This is a genomic window from bacterium, assembly GCA_035527515.1.
Classification (GTDB): domain Bacteria; phylum B130-G9; class B130-G9; order B130-G9; family B130-G9; genus B130-G9.
Genome location: DATLAJ010000081.1, coordinates 1 through 16,948 on the forward strand (window position 1 = coordinate 1; position 16,948 = coordinate 16,948).

Below are 16,948 nucleotides of genomic sequence, written 5' to 3' on the forward strand. Positions count from 1 at the left end.
AAACAAGAGGACACTGGCCGGTGTTTTCGATCCGGTGCCTCACGTTGCGGCCTATATCGAGTGAGGCGCCGGGGCTGATGGCTGTTTCCTGATTACCCACGGTGGCCAAACCCTCGCCCAAAACTACGAACCAGTGCTCCGATCTATGGCGGTGCAGTTGAAGGCTTATGCGTTCGCCGGGGGTAACCTCAATGCGCTTGACCTTGAATCCGGCCTCCCCATGCAGCACCTCGAACCCCCCCCACGGGCGGACTTCTTTCTCGGCCTTACCCATCGTTATAGCCACTTAGTTAATATCCGTAGCCTCACTTTGACCGGCGGAAACTGCCACCAGTTGAGCGCCTTGTCAACCCAGCCCATCAAATCCCCAAAGACCTCATCGAGCTGGTAATGGGTCTGGTCTCGAACGTGAACTAAGTAGATAACGCCAGCCAAGGCGGTGTCGTGCCACACTGATGCTCATCAATCCACCGCTTCTTGAGAGTGTGAACCAAATTGCATCCAGGGCAATGGCCGTGCTATGTATGCAGGAGTTTTCGTATTCTTTGATTAAGGAGTGTTGTGTTGTTGGCTCCGGGGGTTGGTTTTGGTCAAGAACAAAAGTGGAATTAGGATTGACGTGATGCTGTGTTTCGGTTCCCCGAAGGGGGGCCACAATAGTAGCCGTGGGTGCAACCCACGGAACGCGTTCACGTCGGTATCCTCGCGATCTTAAAAGGGGGTCGAACAGCCCGTCCACAAATACCCAAACACATCTATCCCTACACTACTCCATACCCATTGACCATAGCCCCTTCTCACGTTCATCCCCTCGCGGGGATGCAGGAAGAACGCCGTCAGTTGAGCAGGCCCGGGCACGATTACGAAGACTCCTCGTGCTATAATGTTGTCAGGCTGGTTTGTTTCACTTATAGTATTCTGCTTAATTGACGTTTTGGATAAATAAAACTCGCTCTGAAAGAGGTGTTTAGACGTGACGAACCGCCCGCAAAAGATAGTCCTTGTTGAGCCAGCGGCGGAGTTCAATGCTTATCAGTTTGTTCGTATCCCTTTGATCGGTCTGCTTTACGTTGCGACGACGCTAAAGCGAGCAGGCCACGACGTAACAGTCCTATCGGAGGCCACAAAGCCCGTTCTCTCTCGTAAAAATGGGAGACTGGCGCCCGAGCTCATATCAGCCGATGTGGTCGGGGTGTCAACCATGACTCCTACAGCTGACCGTGCTTATGAGATAGCTCGCGCTGTAAAGAAGGCAAGCCCAAATACAAAGATTATACTCGGCGGCATTCATTCCTCACTACTGCCTGACGAGGCGGCTGAGCACGCGGATGTGGTCCTGACGGGAGAGGGGGAGAACGCTGTCCTTGATGCTGTGCGCCCTGACTTCGATGGGCACATAGTCAGAGGGGGATTGATTGAAGACCTCGATACACTGCCGTTTCCCGATTACGAGCTAGAGCCGGACCTACGAAAATCGCTCAAGTATGCGACGATATCCGCGTCGCGAGGGTGTCCTTATGACTGTAGTTTCTGCTGCGTAACCAAGGTGTATGGTAGAAAAGTTAGGTTTAGGTCAGTTGAATCAGTCACGGAAGAGATAGAGCTGAGATACAAACAGGGCTACAGGAACCTCTTCTTCGGCGACGATAATTTCGCTGCCAACAGACAATGGACCAAAAGGCTTCTGACGGAAATATCCCGCAGGCAACTAAATGTGTCCTGGGTGGCACAGTCGCGCGCGGAGATCGCAACGGACCCAGAACTGCTTGACCTCATCTCAGCGACCAATTGCAGGGAGCTGTTCATCGGGTTTGAGGCGGTAACGCAGGACTCGCTGGACAGATACAACAAGCAATTGAGGGTGGAGGAGGTCATCGAATCGGTGAGGCGGCTCAACGAGCACAAGATAAGCATCTGCGGGATGTTCATAATCGGCGCGGACAGCGACAACATCAAGACAACAAAGGAGACATTGCGGTTCTGTAAAACAATGCGCCTGCGCTACGCACAGTTCTCGATTCTGGCGCCGTTCCCGGGGACGCGGGTAGCCAGCGACCTCACGAGCGAGGGCCGGATATTCGATCACGACTTCAGACACTACGACGGCGCACACGTTGTGTTCCGACCGGCCAACTTCTCTCCGCTCAAGTTGCAGCGGGACGTGCTAAAGCTCTGGCGCGACTTCTATTCTCTTGCCAACGGAATTAAGGGGCTTGCCGCAAGGTATTTCCTGAACAGATGGAGAAAGGCTAACAAAGGGTATCTTGCCCAGCTGAGGTCATATACTGCCTCGCTTAAAGGACGCGGTGTCGATACGGAACTCAGGGCGCCCTGAGCGCAGAGACCGCGTAAGGCAATAGCGCAGGTCAACGCGCTAGGTCTCAAAACGGGTGCGCCTCAAGCGCGTCAATTCCCGAACTGCCCGATTGTTGAGGGTTATTTTCCCTCTTGACTTAAGAAAGTCGCCGACTAAAATGCTTGCGCTAGCTAGTGCATTAAAGGTAATAGACCATTTAACATAAAGTGAACTTGTAGAGGTGAGAACCAACACATGAGCCTATTGGGCACCAAGCAAAGAAGAACACTAACAAAACTTATGAAGGGAGAAGGGCAGTCAAGATGAGGAATAGCTTACTAATTAGCCTCACAGTGCTGTTTGTCCTGAGCGGGCTTGCGTTCGCCCAGGAATACAATGAAGTGTTCACTACTGGCTGGATGGCCGCCGACGAGAACGAGGACGGCACTCCAGAGTGGGAGAACATGTTTATGTCTTTTCTGAGGGACATCAATGGGGATGGGCATCCCGACTTTCTCATCGTCAGGAGCAGCGACACCTACTATACAGACCTAACAACAACCGATGTGGCGTTCTATGGGGCTGATTTCAACCCATTCTGGACACTTTCTGGCATCGATGTTGCTCCTCTGTATCTGTCTCATGCCGACATGGATGGCGATGGCAAGACAGAGATAGTCTTTACCGGTCGGAGCGACGAGGATAGCGAGCTGACCCAAGAGTCCATCACATCCTTGGTCGAGGTCTATGAGACTGGGTCCTCGGTAAGCGAGTTCGACTTTGAGACCGCACTAGGCATGGAAATAGTCGGCCTGACGAGTCCGTATCTGAAGTTTGACAACGATGCGAACCCCGATCTTCTGCTTCTCGGCGACTGGTTTAGGTCCTACGACTCGTATCTATACAGGGCGACCGCTGTCAATAACTACGAGCTTCTGTGGAAGTCCGAAGGCAGCAATCAGACCAGAGCCATGCAGCAGGTCGATTACGATTTTGACGGCGACTACGAGGTCCTACTGAGCGAGATCGATGACCCCTATCAGACTTCAGGTGAGCTGAAGCTTTATGACTATGATGCCGGCACAGACCGCATGATCAAGGCCAAGAGCTGGTATTTTGACCAGGTCCTTATCCTGCCAGACCAGGTCTGCGACCTAAACGGAGATGGCTCGCCAGAGATGCTCATAAGAACCCATGACAGCTTGCGGAGCGCCTATAACACCAAGGTCATCAACGGCGACACTCAGGCGGAGCTCTTCAGCTACGGCGAGGACCTGCTTGACGACTCGTCAACCTACGGTGCTATATTCTGGGAAGATGGTCTTGGCGGCCACGACCTAGACATGGACGGCAACCCCGATCTCCTCTATTACAGCATCAAATGGGAAGAGAGAGCGGACGGAGGATTCCAGCCGGCCGAGCGCAGCTGCTACATCGCGGAGTATCAGGGCGGAACGTTTGTGAATCGCTTCACTCATGACCCTGATGAGGAGCTCATGTCTGTCCAGGTCTTCGACCTTGACGGCGATGGCGTTCGGGAACTGTGTCTCTACTACTTCACGTCAGGCACGACCACCTACAGCAATAGGCTGATCGTCCTCGACCCCACGAGCAACTATACGGAGAAGTTCAGAGTAGAGTACACCGACGAGCAGCCTGTTGGCTACACGGCCCCGATCCGCGGCAACGGCGTTGACCTTGACGGCGACGGCGTGGGCGAGTTCATCCTTCAAGTTTACAAGGCTATCGGTACGACTGACCTCCAGTATCGAGTAGAGATCCGCAACGGCGCGACCGGCGCCCTTGAGTGGCAGAAGCAGTTCGGCCGCGGCACATACCTTGCTATCGATTGGGCCCAGGCTGAGACCGCTTACGCAGGTCTTCTCGTTCCTGCAAGCGACTTCAACGGCAACGGCAAGATCGACTTCGGCATTAGCGAGCTCCAGGAAGAGAAGCTCCCGGATAATAAGCTGAAGCTGATCGCCGCCAAACTCGGCATCTACGAGTGCAGCGGTGGGGCGGGTCCCAGCATCTCGGTTGAAACTGACAAAACTGACTACCATGCTGGCGATACAATTCAGCTGAAGATCGGCGGCAGCAACCCTGGCCTGGCCGTAGCAGTTGATATCTATATCGCTATCATCGAGCCTAATGGCTCGATCGACTGCGCACCCAGCTGGCTCCCAGGTATTACAGCTTGGATACCGAGCTTTGTGTTCCCAGGTGACCTGTCCGTAGCACCGTTTACGATAGCGGCGTTCGGCCTGCCGTGCAGTCCGCCTCCTATCAACAGCACCGGAACCTACTGGTTTGCGGGAGCTCTCACCCCGCCGGGCGAGTTCACGCCGTTCATCTCACTGGACATAGCTGAGTTCCATTACACCAACTAGATAACCTCCCAGTGGCAGCGAAAAGCCACCGGGAACTAAACAGAACACCAGAGGCGCCTCCCACACGGGTTGGCGCCTCTTCTTTTTTTCTGTCCGGATGCGATAATCCAGCTGATATGAATACTCTTTTCTGGGCCGATGGCAGCGCACAGATGGGGCTGGGACACCTCTTTAGAACCGCGCTCATCGCGGGCGCCTTGAAGGAGCTGTGCGAGGGAGACTCGACGCTACTCACTAGCTCCCAAGATGATGTGTTAGCGCCGTTCAAGAAAAAGTTCGACTCAATTCAAAAACTCCCAGACAACCCCAGCTACGAGATAATCGTCCCGCTCCTGAGCACATTGATAGAAGATGCAAATATCTCGCTTGTCGTCATCGACAGGCCTCACTATCCACCTGACCTCTGCCATCACCTTAAGCAGTTCAAGGCAAGGCACATCAAGCCCGCAATCGTGGCGTTCGGCGCTGCTGATATGGCGCCTAACTGCGTCGATATGATCATCGACGCCAACCAGAATGAAAGCGAAATGAGCAGGTTCAAAGGCTCGAGCACGACCGCACTACTCGGCCCTCGATTCGCAGCTCTTGCGCCGGTATTTGCTGACGCGAGGGACCGGTTCGTCGTGAGGGATTCACTCGAGCGTCTCGTTATATCTATGGGTGGCAGTGACCCCAATTTCGCAACGTTCACTGCATATAGCGCTGCCCTGAGCTTGAAGAGGCTTACAATCGATGTCGCGCTCGGCCCAGCGTTCCCGGAAGAGAACAGACGCCGCCTTGAGGCGATAGTTGACGCCAATAGGACAACCCTGCACTACGGCGAGAGCCAAGAAAACATCGCAGAGCTCTTCGCCAGGGCCGACGCTTGTATTGTCTCTGGAGGAATAACGATGTTCGAGGCCGCAGCAGTGGGGCTGCCAGTCCTGGTCATCTCCCAGAACGAATCGCAGCTCCGGAATGCCGAGCACCTCGCATTCAGAGGCGCTGTTGTCAATGCGGGCCTGTTTTTGAAAACATCCGCCCAGAATCTTGCCTCAACTCTATCCGCATGGCAGACATCCCGGGATACTCGCCTCGAGCTGTCTAGACGTGCTCGCGAAGCTGTTGACGGCAAGGGCATCCAGCTCATCTGCGCCAGGATTCTTCAGTTGCTGGCCGATAACACCTCGTAACAACGGGATTAGGTGCTCCAAAGCGCCGGCCGGTCTCTGGTCAGTATCTCTAGAGACCGCTGACAAGCAATCACAAGAAGACTCCAAGCGCAATCCGCCCCGAGAGTACAGAGGCTGTCCCAGAAGTCACTTCTCGCCCTGCTCTTCTTATTGCAGATGAGAGTGATGCCGTGAATGTGCAACCCTTTTGAGATTGATGTGCCGTGAGGGTTTGGCGGACAGCCGTTGCTTTTGGCTTCAGAAGGACATAGCAGTCGTGTAGGCTGCCGCTTGCCGCACCCTCCTTATGATTTGCCAACCGGAGACAGGGAGGTGGACCTCGGAGGCTGGGCCATAATTCACCGCCCCTACGACTCCACACCGACTTTTTGGACAGCCTCTACAATCCAGGGGTCAAGCCCTGCGAAAGCGTAGATTGACTTCGCTTGCGCCGCCGGTTAGTGTCTTTTCGCTAATTGGACCTAAACCAAAGAGGTGTCTTTGTCTGAGGAATCACGTGCTCACGGCAGCTTGAGAGTTTTTTTTGCGAATTGCCTGTCGTCGTGGCTGTTTCTAGCGACAGTTGGCATTGTTGTTGTCCTTGACCAGGCGACCAAGCTCTGGATTCGAGCACATCTCATGCTTGGACAACAGGTGTCGATTGTAGATAGTTTTTTGAACTTAATCTATACGATGAACCAGGGGATAGCGTTTGGTTTTTTCTCTAGCAACAGGCACCCTTACAAGAAAGTCTTGCTAACTTTCGGGGCGATCGTTGCTGTTTTTGTGTTCTCCTGGTTCGCAGCCCATTATGGCGGGAAACGACGCTCGATTATGTTTGCGGTCTCGCTGCTCATTGGAGGAACCGTGGGTAACCTCATTGACCGCATGTCCTATGGGGCCGTCATCGACTTCGTGGACTTGCATTACAAGCATCTATATCATTGGCCGGCCTTCAACGTTGCGGACACGGCAGTTACTCTGGCTACTCTGATCCTTCTCGCGAGGATAGTCAGAATGAGTTCCGGCAAGAAGTGCACAGTCGCGCCTACAAAGAGCCCCTCAGACTAAGTTCTTCAGCCACCGGCGGAGCAGGAACTTCCCGAGCGATAGCATGATCGCCCCGACGACCACGGTTACAGCAACCTCGGCTGAGAAATCTGCGATGGCCGTGCCCACAGCCGTCCCGGCGGCCGGAGGATGCTCTGTGTCCGTTACGACCATTATGAAGATCGCACACCCAACGGCGAGGCTGCAAGCAATTATGGTCTCAACCGCGGCGCTCGTCTGTGTATGTTTGAAGAGCCAACCGTGCGTCAGCAGCCTCAGGACCGTGCCAGTGAGAAGGCAGAAGACGTGCCCTCCAACAACGTAGCGAGCCCTGGAGCGCTCCCTGTCGGGCATGGCAAAAACGATGAAGGCTGATGAGCCGAGCGCCGCCACAATCGCTAGCTGGCCCAGCTCGTGCAGTAGAAGGAACATGAAGAAGACAAATATCGTCGCAAGCGCTGTCTGCGAGACATAATGGCAAAGCGTGTTGAGATTGAACTTGGGATCAAACATGTGCGGAACGCGAGGGGGCCGGTCCCGGCTTTGTTCATCTGCCATAGGACTGTATCTCCTTTGGGCCAATCAAATGAGCTGGCGCTGCCGACATATCGGCACAACCAGCCAACGCAGCTACAAGGGCTAAGGTCTCATCGTTTCTTGCTCGAGTAGAACGACTTGTCATTATGGACGTATTCGATGATCTTACCGGCCTGTTGAAGCTCGCGGAGCTTCCCTATAATCACCGGCCTCTTCTCGCTTACGGCGCTCTCTATATCCTCGATCGTGCAAGGACGACGCAAGACAAGCGCCAAGACATCTGCGGTAATATCCCTTCCAGTTGAGACGCCGAAATCTCTATTTGGTTGACCGATTACCGCCGCCCTCGGCCCCAATCCGGCCACGAAATCCTCCAGTTTCTTGTTGGACACCGGCCGCGCCCAGTCCTCTGCCCCGGGCCGCTCCACTGTCCCAACCTGAATCTGTGCTGGGTCGATGCGCATCACGGCGTCCGACAGCGCGGCCAAGTCTTCTTGTGAGTCGTTGAGGCCTTCTACGAGCAGAACCTCGAGCCAGACCTCGCCCGCAAAAGCTCTGACGAACTCCGCGGTCGCCTCGGCAATGTCCTTGACCAACATTCCTTTCACTGGCCGGTTGACTCTCTCAAAAGTGCTCTGCCTGGCTGCGTCGAGCGACGGCACCACCAAGTCCGCGGCTAAGAGCTCGTTGAAGACGTTGCCTTGCGTCAGAATAGAGCCGTTCGTGAGGACCGCGACCCTTGTCTCGGTCTTCTTCTTGACCTCGCGGATGAACTCTCCGCACTGGACGTTCAAAGTCGGCTCGCCACTGCCGCTCAGTGTGATGTAGTCGATACGCCGGCCGCTCTTTATGATTCTCAACACCTCATCGAGGACTGGGGAGAGCGAATCGAAATGTCTGCGCCGGACTGCCTCGTGAACCGTAGTCCGGCCGCACTCGCAGTAGATACAGTCGAAGGTGCAGGTCTTGTATGGCACCATATCGATTCCAAGCGACATTCCTAAGCGCCTCGATGGAACCGGTCCGAATACATACTTCATGATTTCTCCATATCAAGCACGAGAATACTTGTAGATGAGACAATAGCAGATTGTTCTGGCGTCTGTAATTGGCAATCACAGCTTGGCGAGTGCCCGTTCTCCGTAGTAGCACTACGAAGGGTGAATCAGCCCATTTTTCGGACAGGGAACACGAACGGGGTGCCGGTCGATTGGTTTCTGACCACAGTAACCTCCGTCTCGAAAACGCGCTTGATGTTCTGAACCGAGAGAACATCTGAAGGTCTGCCGAGCGCCTCGGCCTTGCCGGACGCCATCATTAGAAGCCGGTCGCAATACCCTGAGGCCAGGTTGAGATCGTGGAGCACAGCTGCGACTGCGAGACCGTGGTCCTTGGCCAGAGACATGAGAACATCGAAGACGCTCGCGACATGTTTGATGTCAAGGTGGCTGGTTGGCTCGTCAAGCAGCAGGACCCTCGGCTGCTGAGCCAATGCCATTGCTATCATAACCCGCTGTCTCTCGCCCCCAGAAAGCTCGCCGAAATACCTATCAGCGAGATGTGCGGTGTCTGTGTCCATCATCGCGCGCCTTGCGACTTGTTCATCGCTTGCCTTTTCGGAGCGAAGAGGTGCGAGGTGCGGCAAGCGTCCCATCAAGACGATCTCGAGTGCTCGATAGGGGAACGTCGTTGGGGCCTGATGCGGCACAAACGCAATAGAGCGAGCGATCGTCCGTGCTTTGAGCGCAGTCAGGCGCTCTCCGTTCAGCGCGATGAGGCCAGAATGAGGTCGCAAAAAGCCGTTCAGTAGCCGCAAGAGAGTAGTCTTGCCTGCCCCATTCGGCCCCACAATCCCAAGTATCTCACCGGCCGCCAGCGAGACATCCAGTGGCCCCAGCGCAAATCCTGACGCTTGGTATAAGAAGCCTAGTCCGGCCGCTGCAATGACCGCCTGTCGCACGGGCCGTTCTGACTCCCCGTGTTCGTTTCCTGACCTTTGACCTGTCCCTGCTGGCCCTTGACTCATTTCACTCTGACCAGACGATCTTCGAGCGTCTTCTAAGAACATAAATGAAGAACGGGGCGCCTATTAGAGCGGTTACAGCGCCGACTGGGACCTCCGCTGGGGACAGAACCCATCTGCCAAAGGAGTCCGCGAAGACGACGAGCGTCCCCCCAACAAGCGCTGAGGCAGGCAGCACGAACCTGTGGTCGGCCGTAACAAGAGTTCGGCACAAATGAGGCGCTACCAGGCCTACAAATCCTATCATTCCGCTTGTCGAGACGGCCGAGCCAACGACGATTGCACAGATCAAGAATATCGCCTGTTTGGCACGTGAAACCTCCACACCTAGCGCAAATGCGGCCTCGTCGCCCAGCGACATCGCGTTCATTTTCTTTGCAAACGTTGAGACCCAGAGGCCGCCCGCCACCATGATAATAAGTGGGACGGCTCGCCATTCACCAGTGCTTTCGAGGTCGCCCATCAGCCACAGCAGCAGTGAGTGGACCCTGTAGGGACTTGCGGCCGAGTAGATCATCATCATGACTGCGGATAGGAACGAGTTTAGGATGACGCCGCAGAGGATCAGCGTGTGTGGGTTTATCGTGCCGTGAACGATTGCTATTCGGTAGATGAAGACCGTCGCAAGCATAGCCCCGAAAAAAGCAATCAACGGCAGGCTCGCGCCTGGCAGGAAAGGAATAGTAATCCCCAGAACAATGGCGATTGAGGCGCCCAGTGCCGCGCCGCTTGAGACGCCCAAGATGAACGGGTCTGCCAGCGGATTGCGGAGGATGCACTGAAAGGCCGTGCCGACAACGCCAAGCGAGGCGCCAACGACAAAACCAGTCATAACGCGTGGGACGCGGATTCTCAGGACTATTGTCTGCTGCACGGCAGACCAATCGGGTGCCCATTGGCCAAACCCAAGGTGGGAAAGGATGATCTTGGCGACTTTCAGAGGAGATATTGGCACAGGTCCGATAGCGCAGCCGACTGCGACCGCAATCGCGGCCAGCAGTGTGTAACCGACCCACCAGGCTGTCCAGGTGAGCCTCCTCCTTCGCAAGAAGGTCTGGCCCTGCGTCGCAGGAAGTTTATTCTCTGGGCTCTTCTGAAACAACATTCCTCACGTGCTTAAGGGGGAGAAGCGACGTGCCCTCCCGCTTCGAGATACATTCATTTGGTAACTACGTTACCGAATCGGTGTTGGTGATACAACCCGTGTAGCCCGCCTCTTGCGGCGAGTGAAGCACCGGCCCGATGACTGCCTCACTGGCGGTCAACGAGGGACGGTAGGGCTATGGGCACCGCGGGTTCTGTTTCTGCGATCTTTGTTAGTGTATGTGTGCAGCTGTGACAGGTGAAGCTTTTAGGACGCCCCTTTTTTCTGCGCAGTTTCTCCTGCGAATTAGAGGCTGTCCAATAAGTCGGTTTCAACGGGGATGACGCAGCGGGGTATGCCGCATGTAGGGGCAGGCCTTGTGTCTGCCCGAATATATAGATGGGCGGAGACAAGCCCCGCCCCTACACAACCTCGGACCCGACTTATTGGACAGCGACTCACACTGAGGCAGCATGCAATTGTTTTGAATTGTCGCGTTGATATGAGAAAGTGTTTGAACGGTAAGAGATATGAGGTCTTTTCTTCAGAGCAGCGTTTGGATAACTTTGTAATAGCCGCAAAGCGACAGATGAGGCCGACCCACACAGTTGAAGTCATGATGGCCTGCGCAGTCTTTTTTTTGGCGCTTGCCGTCGCTCAGCCGTTGCGTGCAGACGTCCTGGCCGAAGGGCGCGCCTCGGGCAGGACCCCCGAGCGCTGCGGTTTGGGGATGACCTATGGGAACACCTACAAGCCGGGCACCGACATTCAGGGGGTGGAGGTGTCGGGATTTATGCTAATAGACCCCAGCACGGTGTGGCCGCACATAGGCCTGGATTCCCTCCGATACAAGGTGGGCTGCAACGCGGGACTTATGGTGAGTCCGAGGGTGCGAGGCATAGTCTCGGCTGGCCTTATCCTGGTTTATTACCTCGGTGACTTTGGCGATCATCATTTCCGTCCGTTTGTCCAGGGTGGGTGCCACATCATTTATGATGACTTTCAGGTCCCCGGGCAGGGCTTGAGGGTGAATTTCAATCCTCAAGGCGGTGTTGGCGCTCAGTTCGACGTCTTTTCAGGCCGAACTTTCTACACGGTTTTCTCGGTCAAACATATCTCCAATGGCAGCATCCGGCCCGAAAACGCTGGCATCAACGCGGTTGCTTTTACGATTGGGCGTCTCTTCTAGGATGCAAGCGCTCCGCGCCCGTCTGTCGATGCCCAATCAGATGAGCGATGGTGTAGCTTTGCAGAACCGCCAAAGCAGCGTTACATCTGCACTGGAGCGACTTCGGGCGAATCTGGACTCGTGCAAGCTCTGTCCGCGGGCGTGCGGTGTGGACCGAGCTTCGGGCGAGCGCGGCTATTGCCGGGCGGGCGCTCGCGCAAAAATCTTCCGGTTCGGGCCACACGTCGGCGAGGAACCTCCGGTCAGCGGCACGAGAGGCTCTGGCACGGTCTTTTTTGCGCATTGCACGATGAGGTGCATCTTTTGCCAGAACTACCGCTTTAGCCAGCAGGACCGGGGCAAGGAGGTGAGCGCCGACGAGCTTCGCGGGATGTTCTTGTCTCTTCAGACGGCTGGATGCCACAATCTGAACCTTGTTACGCCGACCCATTTCCTTCCGCAGATACTCGAAGGGCTGAGTATGGCGCAAGCGGCCGGTTTTGACCTTCCGATCGTCTATAACACGAGCTCATACGAGAATACGGATACCATCGAGTCGCTTGATGGAATGGTTGACGTATATCTTGCCGATGCGCGATATGCCGACGAACATCTGGCTCACGACTATTCGGAGGCAGCGGACTACGTCGCCCGTTCTCGAGAGGCTTTAAGGGCGATGTGGCGTCAGTGTGGGCCTCTCGCGTTGGATGGCGAGGGCATCGCTCAAAAAGGGCTCATAATTAGACATCTGGTCTTGCCGGGTCATTTGAAAGATACGAGTCGCGTTCTGGAGTGGATTGCGAAGAGCATCTCAACTGACGTTGCGGTCAGCCTGATGGGCCAGTATCGCCCAATGCACAGGGCAGTCGGCCACCGGACGCTTGGCCGCCGGCTCTCTCTGGAAGAGTATGACGAGGCGCTCAAGGTCGCGAGTTCGCTCGATTTCGCGACGCTCTTTGTGCAGAGGCCTGATTCAGACTTCCCAGAGAAGTTGCTCGGGGACAAGATGGGCAGCAGCTGGTAGGCATCGCAAGCCGCCAGGTCTGCGCCTATCATCGCGCGTGTTCTCTCTTCTTATCTAGCCGCCCCCGGCCTTTCCCTGCGCTCAATCCCTGAAGCAGAGAACGATGATCATGAATTGGGGATTCATGCGACGAGAAGAAAATCACGACAGAGATGAGCAGCATTGGCTCAACGGCAAGCTCTACATCGTGGCCACCGGTCGCACCGGGACAACAATCGCTAGGAAAACTGGCTTAGCCAACGATAAGTATTGCTGCGGCGTGGAGGGTTTTGTGGTTTGACCTTCCATATATTATTCTTGGAGTGAGATGTACGGGAAGGAGTTATTCGGGGAGCGCGTTTGCCTAGTGCTCGTGCTCATTATTGCCGTTGCTATATCGGCAGCGGGAAGCGACCTCTCAAGCCAGCTGCGAAGTAACAAGGCACAGCTTGATTCGCTCGTGTTGGCCGCGAAGCTCTTGGAGCAACAGCTCGCCCAGGTGGTTACCCGGCTTGAACTGGTCTCGGAGCAATACGTGCTGCCAGAGAACCAGCATCCGGCGGAAGGGTCAATCGACTGGCTAGGCGCGGACCTGTTGACCTCCGAGTTCGTTCAGCTTGTCCTTTGGGTGAACGACAAGGGCGGCGTGTTCCAGGCCTATCCCGAGTCCGCCTTGTCCAGCGAGACGAGGTTCGTCGGTCCCGCAGTTTTTAGGCTGATAAAGCGGTCTGTGCGCAATAAAGCGGCTGTCGCCTCCTCAATCGTCAACATCGGCGATAGCACGGAGGGCTTTTGGGTAACGTTTCCTGTCTTCAAGGATGGCTCGCTCATATACTCCGTAGTTGCGTCGATCAACCTTGACGCCATTCAGCGAATGGTTCCTCTCTCGTTGAGGCAGAAGATATTCGTCCTCGATGACGGTGGGCATACATCCCTGGCGTTGGAACGGCTGCGAGGTGTTCTCGGGTGGGATGCGAGCCTGGTGCTTGGCGGCGACACCGTCTCAGTTGCACCCTCACCGACAGACCTAGTGGCCGCCGGGATGCCGGGCGTGTTGAGGCTCACCCAACCGCCACTCGCAGCTGCGAACGAGCAGAGAGCAGTCCAGCTGATCGTCGCCCCGTTCAAGTTCCTCGACCGCAAGTGCGCCCTGTGTTCATTGAGGCCCTTTGCCGGTTCGCCCGAGCAGTCCTCGGCGAAAGAGTATCCAGCATCCCTGCCGGTAGTTCTCTCTGTCGCGGCGGCCGGGATTGTGCTGCTGTTGCTGCTGCTGGGGTTGGGTGCCTGGCGTTCCCGGATGCGGGCTGCGCCTCGACAAGAGCTGTCGGAGGCCGCCCCAGCTTCTGATTCAGGGATTTGGGCAAAGACGTTTGATGCTGTCCCGTCTGCTATGTTCGTTGCGGATAGTAATGCCCATGTTGTGGCGGCAAATCGCGCCATGTATTCGCTGCTTGGAAAGACGGCGCCTGCCTCGTTATCCGGGGAAAGTGCGGACGCGATTTTCGGGGACGAGTCCACGGGCAAAATGCGTGCTTTTTTCGAGGCAGTTCAGGCTGTGGGCAGCGCGAGGACAAATGTGTTGCCAACGAGTTCTCAAGACGAGATTATTGAGCTTGAGTTGGATGGGCATTTGCTGACGTCTGACGGCGTGAAGAACATCTTGGTGATCTGTAGGAGTAAGGGCACGAGCGTTCAGACAGGCTCAGAGGTGGCAACTCCATCGGCCCTTGAGTTGGAATCCTATCTTGAGACGATCCTCAACGGGCTGAACGAGGCAGTCATGGTTGTTGACGCCAACTATCGCATCAAAAGAGCCAACAAGCAGTTCTTGAAGTTGGTGGAAGAGGACAGCCAGGAGAGCGTTTTGGGTCGGCCGTGCCACGAGGTTCTTTACGGACGAGAAGAGCCGTGCAGCACCGAGGAAATGAGCTGTCCGGTGAGAGATGTCCTAGAGAAAAGCCGGTCGGTTGGCATTGTGCATCATCGGGAATTGGCCGACGGGGCGGACCAGTTCTTGGAGATATTCGCATGTCCCATTGAGGCGCGTGGCGCTGAGCCTGAGATCATGGTCTCTCTCAGGGATATAACCGAGAAGACTCACCTTTCGATGCAGCTTGCTAGGGCGGACAAGCTCAAGGCGTTGGGTGAGATGGCCTCGGGCGTCGCTCATGATTTCAATAATCTTCTGGGCGTCATACTGGGGCGCACGCAGATGTTGATCAGGATGATCGGGGGTCAGGACGCCGGGACAAGGCGCAATCTCGAGATAATCGAGAGGACGGCGCTTGATGGTGCGGAGACAGTTCGCCGCATCCAGGGATTCGCGAAGATAGGCGACACTTCGGCGTTCGTTCCGGTCGATCTCGGCGAGATGATCGAGGACTCACTCGGCATAACGAGGCCTCGGTGGAGGGAGCAGATGCAGGTTAAGGGGGTGGTGATCGAGACCAAGTTCGTGAAATCCAGGGTCCCTCGGGTGGCTGGCAAGCCGTCCGAACTGCGCGAGGTCTTTGTGAACCTGATCAACAATGCGATAGACGCGATGCCTGAGGGTGGGCGCATCACGATCGAGACGGGCACGGACGAGGACAACGTGTATGCGCTCGTGAGCGATAACGGCGAGGGCATACCGGTCAAGATAATGGACAAGGTATTCGACCCATTCTTCACGACGCGAGAACCGACGAACAGTGGGCTTGGGTTGTCAATAGTCTTCGGGATAGTCGAGCGCCACGGGGGCTCGATAACGGTCAACAGCAAGTTGGGCGAGTGGACGGAGTTCAGGATTGAGATTCCTGCCCTGTTGGGCGACTTCAGGGAGGCGGAGCAGCCTCAGAAGGAGGCCCCTCGGCCCAGGCCGGCGCAGAAGAAAGCCCGCGTTCTGGTGATCGATGACGAGGAGGACATAAGGAATCTCCTTGTCGATATGCTGGCTGGGGAGGGGCACGAAGTTGAGATCGCCTCGTCCGGCGAGGAGGGCATCAAAAAATGCGAGAGGGGCAAATACGACTACGTGATAACGGATTTGGGTATGCCTCGGATGAGCGGCTGGGATGTGGCCAAACGCGTCAAGGCCCTCAGGCCTGATGCGAGAGTGATTCTGGCGACTGGCTGGGGGGTGCATTTCGATGAGGAGAAGCTCAAGTCCGCTGGCGTGGAGCGCATCATCACTAAGCCGTTTGAGGTTGACGAGGTCCTTAACTGCATCAATGGCCACCACTGAGACTACCCTTCTGCCCGTGGATTCCGCCTGCCATGGCTGGCTACGACCTGTTCGTTAAGTATCTCATCGAGAGATTGCTTTGCAATATCTTGGCGCAAAGCAACAAAAACAGCGGAGGGTTGCGAGGGGGCGCCTCGCACGTGCGGAGCTTCGGCTTAGACTAGAGATGATTGGGGGAGTGAATCCTTCATGACTGTGACATGCGAGGAAGAAATAGAGGTTGTGTGCCTCTTTGGTGTCAGGGGCGAGGCCTACGGGATGTTCCCGCTGAAGGCGAGACTCTTGTCCAGCGGTTCCTCGAGTGGCGGCCTCGTTTTCAACATCAAGGAGGTAACAGGTCGCTGGGTGAGCAAGGAGGGCGTTTATCACCGCTATCATTACGCCGTAGTTGATGATGCTGAAAATCACGCCGAGATATTCCTCGATACGAGGCACATGAAATGGTTCATAAAGCTTAAAGGAGATTGATGATCCACTAAGGACACTAAGACACACTAAGAAGGATACCTTCGTGTTCCTTCGTGAACTTCGTGGACCCCTCATAACATATTAGTCCACAAAGGAGTGGGGTTAGAACATGGTCGAGTTGGTCTTGAAAGATGAGGTTTTTGCCGTGGTAGGGGCAGCCATTGAGGTTCATCGGGAACTCGGCCACGGCTTTTTGGAGGCCGTTTGCCAGGAGGCGATGGAGATTGAACTGCAAAGCCAAGGGATTCCGTTTGAGGGACAGAAACCGTTGCAGATTCATTACAAAGGGAAACTGCTTGCCAAAGAGTACTTTGCGGATATCGTCTGCTATGGTCAGATAATCTTGGAGCTGAAGGCTGCCGATCGGCTGTCGGACAAAGATAGGGCGCAGATATTGAACTACCTGAAGGTCACCGGGCTTCGCGTTGGTCTTCTCGTCAATTTCGGGAGCCACGGCAAACTGGAGTGGGAGAGATTGGTGAGATGATTTATGGTAGATGAGGTTGTCCACGAAGGACACTAAGACACACTAAGAAAAATACCTTCGTGTACCTT

General features: G+C 55.5%; 16 protein-coding genes. 10 read left to right on the top strand and 6 right to left on the bottom strand.

All coding sequences use genetic code 11. The features are described from left to right. The coding region (locus VM163_05950) for a phosphomannose isomerase type II C-terminal cupin domain (GenBank protein ID HUT03416.1) at positions 1 to 274 on the bottom strand (274 nt) is incomplete at its 3' end. A 2-nt stretch (positions 275 to 276) separates the two neighbouring features. Further along, positions 277 to 453, bottom strand: a complete 177-nt coding sequence (locus tag VM163_05955; protein ID HUT03417.1) for a hypothetical protein — start codon at positions 451 to 453, stop codon at positions 277 to 279. Positions 454 to 973: 520 nt separating this feature from the next. On the opposite strand from VM163_05955, the gene VM163_05960 reads away from it, so the two are divergent. The 4 genes from VM163_05960 to lspA all read left to right on the top strand — a co-directional run bounded on the left by VM163_05960 (position 974) and on the right by lspA (position 6,908). Beyond that, on the top strand, positions 974 to 2,335 hold the full coding sequence (locus VM163_05960; GenBank protein ID HUT03418.1) for a radical SAM protein: 1,362 nt from the start codon (positions 974 to 976) through the stop codon (positions 2,333 to 2,335). A gap of 284 nt (positions 2,336 to 2,619) precedes the next feature. Further along, positions 2,620 to 4,686, top strand: coding sequence for a hypothetical protein (locus VM163_05965; GenBank protein HUT03419.1), 2,067 nt, complete (start codon positions 2,620 to 2,622; stop codon positions 4,684 to 4,686). 11 nt (positions 4,687 to 4,697) lie between these two features. Beyond that, complete coding sequence (locus VM163_05970) at positions 4,698 to 5,858, top strand: hypothetical protein (GenBank protein HUT03420.1); 1,161 nt, start codon at positions 4,698 to 4,700, stop codon at positions 5,856 to 5,858. A 480-nt stretch (positions 5,859 to 6,338) separates the two neighbouring features. Next, positions 6,339 to 6,908 (top strand): signal peptidase II, encoded by a 570-nt coding sequence (gene lspA, locus VM163_05975; protein ID HUT03421.1) that lies wholly within the window; start codon positions 6,339 to 6,341, stop codon positions 6,906 to 6,908. On the opposite strand, the gene VM163_05980 is transcribed toward lspA, so the two are convergent. The 4 genes from VM163_05980 to VM163_05995 all read right to left on the bottom strand — a co-directional run bounded on the left by VM163_05980 (position 6,900) and on the right by VM163_05995 (position 10,552). Further along, positions 6,900 to 7,445 carry an HPP family protein gene (locus tag VM163_05980; protein ID HUT03422.1) on the bottom strand — a complete coding sequence of 182 codons (546 nt, stop codon included), beginning with the start codon at positions 7,443 to 7,445 and terminating at the stop codon, positions 6,900 to 6,902. The two genes, lspA and VM163_05980, sit on opposite strands and share 9 nt — an antisense overlap. An 89-nt stretch (positions 7,446 to 7,534) precedes the next feature. Further along, positions 7,535 to 8,464 (bottom strand): radical SAM protein, encoded by a 930-nt coding sequence (locus VM163_05985; protein HUT03423.1) that lies wholly within the window; start codon positions 8,462 to 8,464, stop codon positions 7,535 to 7,537. Between the two features lie 125 nt (positions 8,465 to 8,589). Continuing rightward, the gene (locus tag VM163_05990) at positions 8,590 to 9,384 is read right to left on the bottom strand and encodes an ABC transporter ATP-binding protein (GenBank protein ID HUT03424.1); all 795 of its coding nucleotides are present in this window, start codon (positions 9,382 to 9,384) and stop codon (positions 8,590 to 8,592) included. 67 nt (positions 9,385 to 9,451) lie between these two features. Continuing rightward, positions 9,452 to 10,552 carry an iron ABC transporter permease gene (locus tag VM163_05995; GenBank protein HUT03425.1) on the bottom strand — a complete coding sequence of 367 codons (1,101 nt, stop codon included), beginning with the start codon at positions 10,550 to 10,552 and terminating at the stop codon, positions 9,452 to 9,454. 493 nt (positions 10,553 to 11,045) lie between these two features. Between VM163_05995 and VM163_06000 the strand changes: the two genes are divergently transcribed. From VM163_06000 to VM163_06025, 6 genes are all read left to right on the top strand, one after another. Then, positions 11,046 to 11,720 carry an acyloxyacyl hydrolase gene (locus VM163_06000; GenBank protein HUT03426.1) on the top strand — a complete coding sequence of 225 codons (675 nt, stop codon included), beginning with the start codon at positions 11,046 to 11,048 and terminating at the stop codon, positions 11,718 to 11,720. Between the two features lie 40 nt (positions 11,721 to 11,760). After that, on the top strand, positions 11,761 to 12,723 hold the full coding sequence (locus VM163_06005) for a radical SAM protein (GenBank protein HUT03427.1): 963 nt from the start codon (positions 11,761 to 11,763) through the stop codon (positions 12,721 to 12,723). Between the two features lie 124 nt (positions 12,724 to 12,847). Then, a complete protein-coding gene (locus VM163_06010) occupies positions 12,848 to 13,003 on the top strand; it encodes a hypothetical protein (protein HUT03428.1) in 156 nt (51 codons plus the stop codon). Positions 13,004 to 13,030: 27 nt separating this feature from the next. After that, a complete protein-coding gene (locus tag VM163_06015; protein HUT03429.1) occupies positions 13,031 to 15,925 on the top strand; it encodes an ATP-binding protein in 2,895 nt (964 codons plus the stop codon). A 189-nt stretch (positions 15,926 to 16,114) separates the two neighbouring features. Then, positions 16,115 to 16,393 carry a hypothetical protein gene (locus VM163_06020; GenBank protein HUT03430.1) on the top strand — a complete coding sequence of 93 codons (279 nt, stop codon included), beginning with the start codon at positions 16,115 to 16,117 and terminating at the stop codon, positions 16,391 to 16,393. A 109-nt stretch (positions 16,394 to 16,502) separates the two neighbouring features. Further along, positions 16,503 to 16,880: a GxxExxY protein gene (locus VM163_06025; GenBank protein ID HUT03431.1), complete on the top strand. Its 378-nt coding sequence runs from the start codon at positions 16,503 to 16,505 to the stop codon at positions 16,878 to 16,880. The last annotated feature ends 68 nt before the right edge of the window (positions 16,881 to 16,948 follow it).

What these genes read in the sequence shown, in the direction of transcription:
- VM163_05980 (HUT03422.1), bottom strand. Translation starts at nt 7,445, where the DNA reads ATGGCAGATGAACAAAGCCGGGACCGGCCCCCTCGCGTTCCGCACATG.
- VM163_06020 (HUT03430.1), top strand. Translation starts at nt 16,115, where the DNA reads ATGACTGTGACATGCGAGGAAGAAATAGAGGTTGTGTGCCTCTTTGGT.
- VM163_05965 (HUT03419.1), top strand. Translation starts at nt 2,620, where the DNA reads ATGAGGAATAGCTTACTAATTAGCCTCACAGTGCTGTTTGTCCTGAGC.
- VM163_06005 (HUT03427.1), top strand. Translation starts at nt 11,761, where the DNA reads ATGAGCGATGGTGTAGCTTTGCAGAACCGCCAAAGCAGCGTTACATCT.
- VM163_06010 (HUT03428.1), top strand. Translation starts at nt 12,848, where the DNA reads ATGCGACGAGAAGAAAATCACGACAGAGATGAGCAGCATTGGCTCAAC.
- VM163_06025 (HUT03431.1), top strand. Translation starts at nt 16,503, where the DNA reads ATGGTCGAGTTGGTCTTGAAAGATGAGGTTTTTGCCGTGGTAGGGGCA.
- VM163_05995 (HUT03425.1), bottom strand. Translation starts at nt 10,552, where the DNA reads ATGTTGTTTCAGAAGAGCCCAGAGAATAAACTTCCTGCGACGCAGGGC.
- VM163_05985 (HUT03423.1), bottom strand. Translation starts at nt 8,464, where the DNA reads ATGAAGTATGTATTCGGACCGGTTCCATCGAGGCGCTTAGGAATGTCG.
- VM163_06015 (HUT03429.1), top strand. Translation starts at nt 13,031, where the DNA reads ATGTACGGGAAGGAGTTATTCGGGGAGCGCGTTTGCCTAGTGCTCGTG.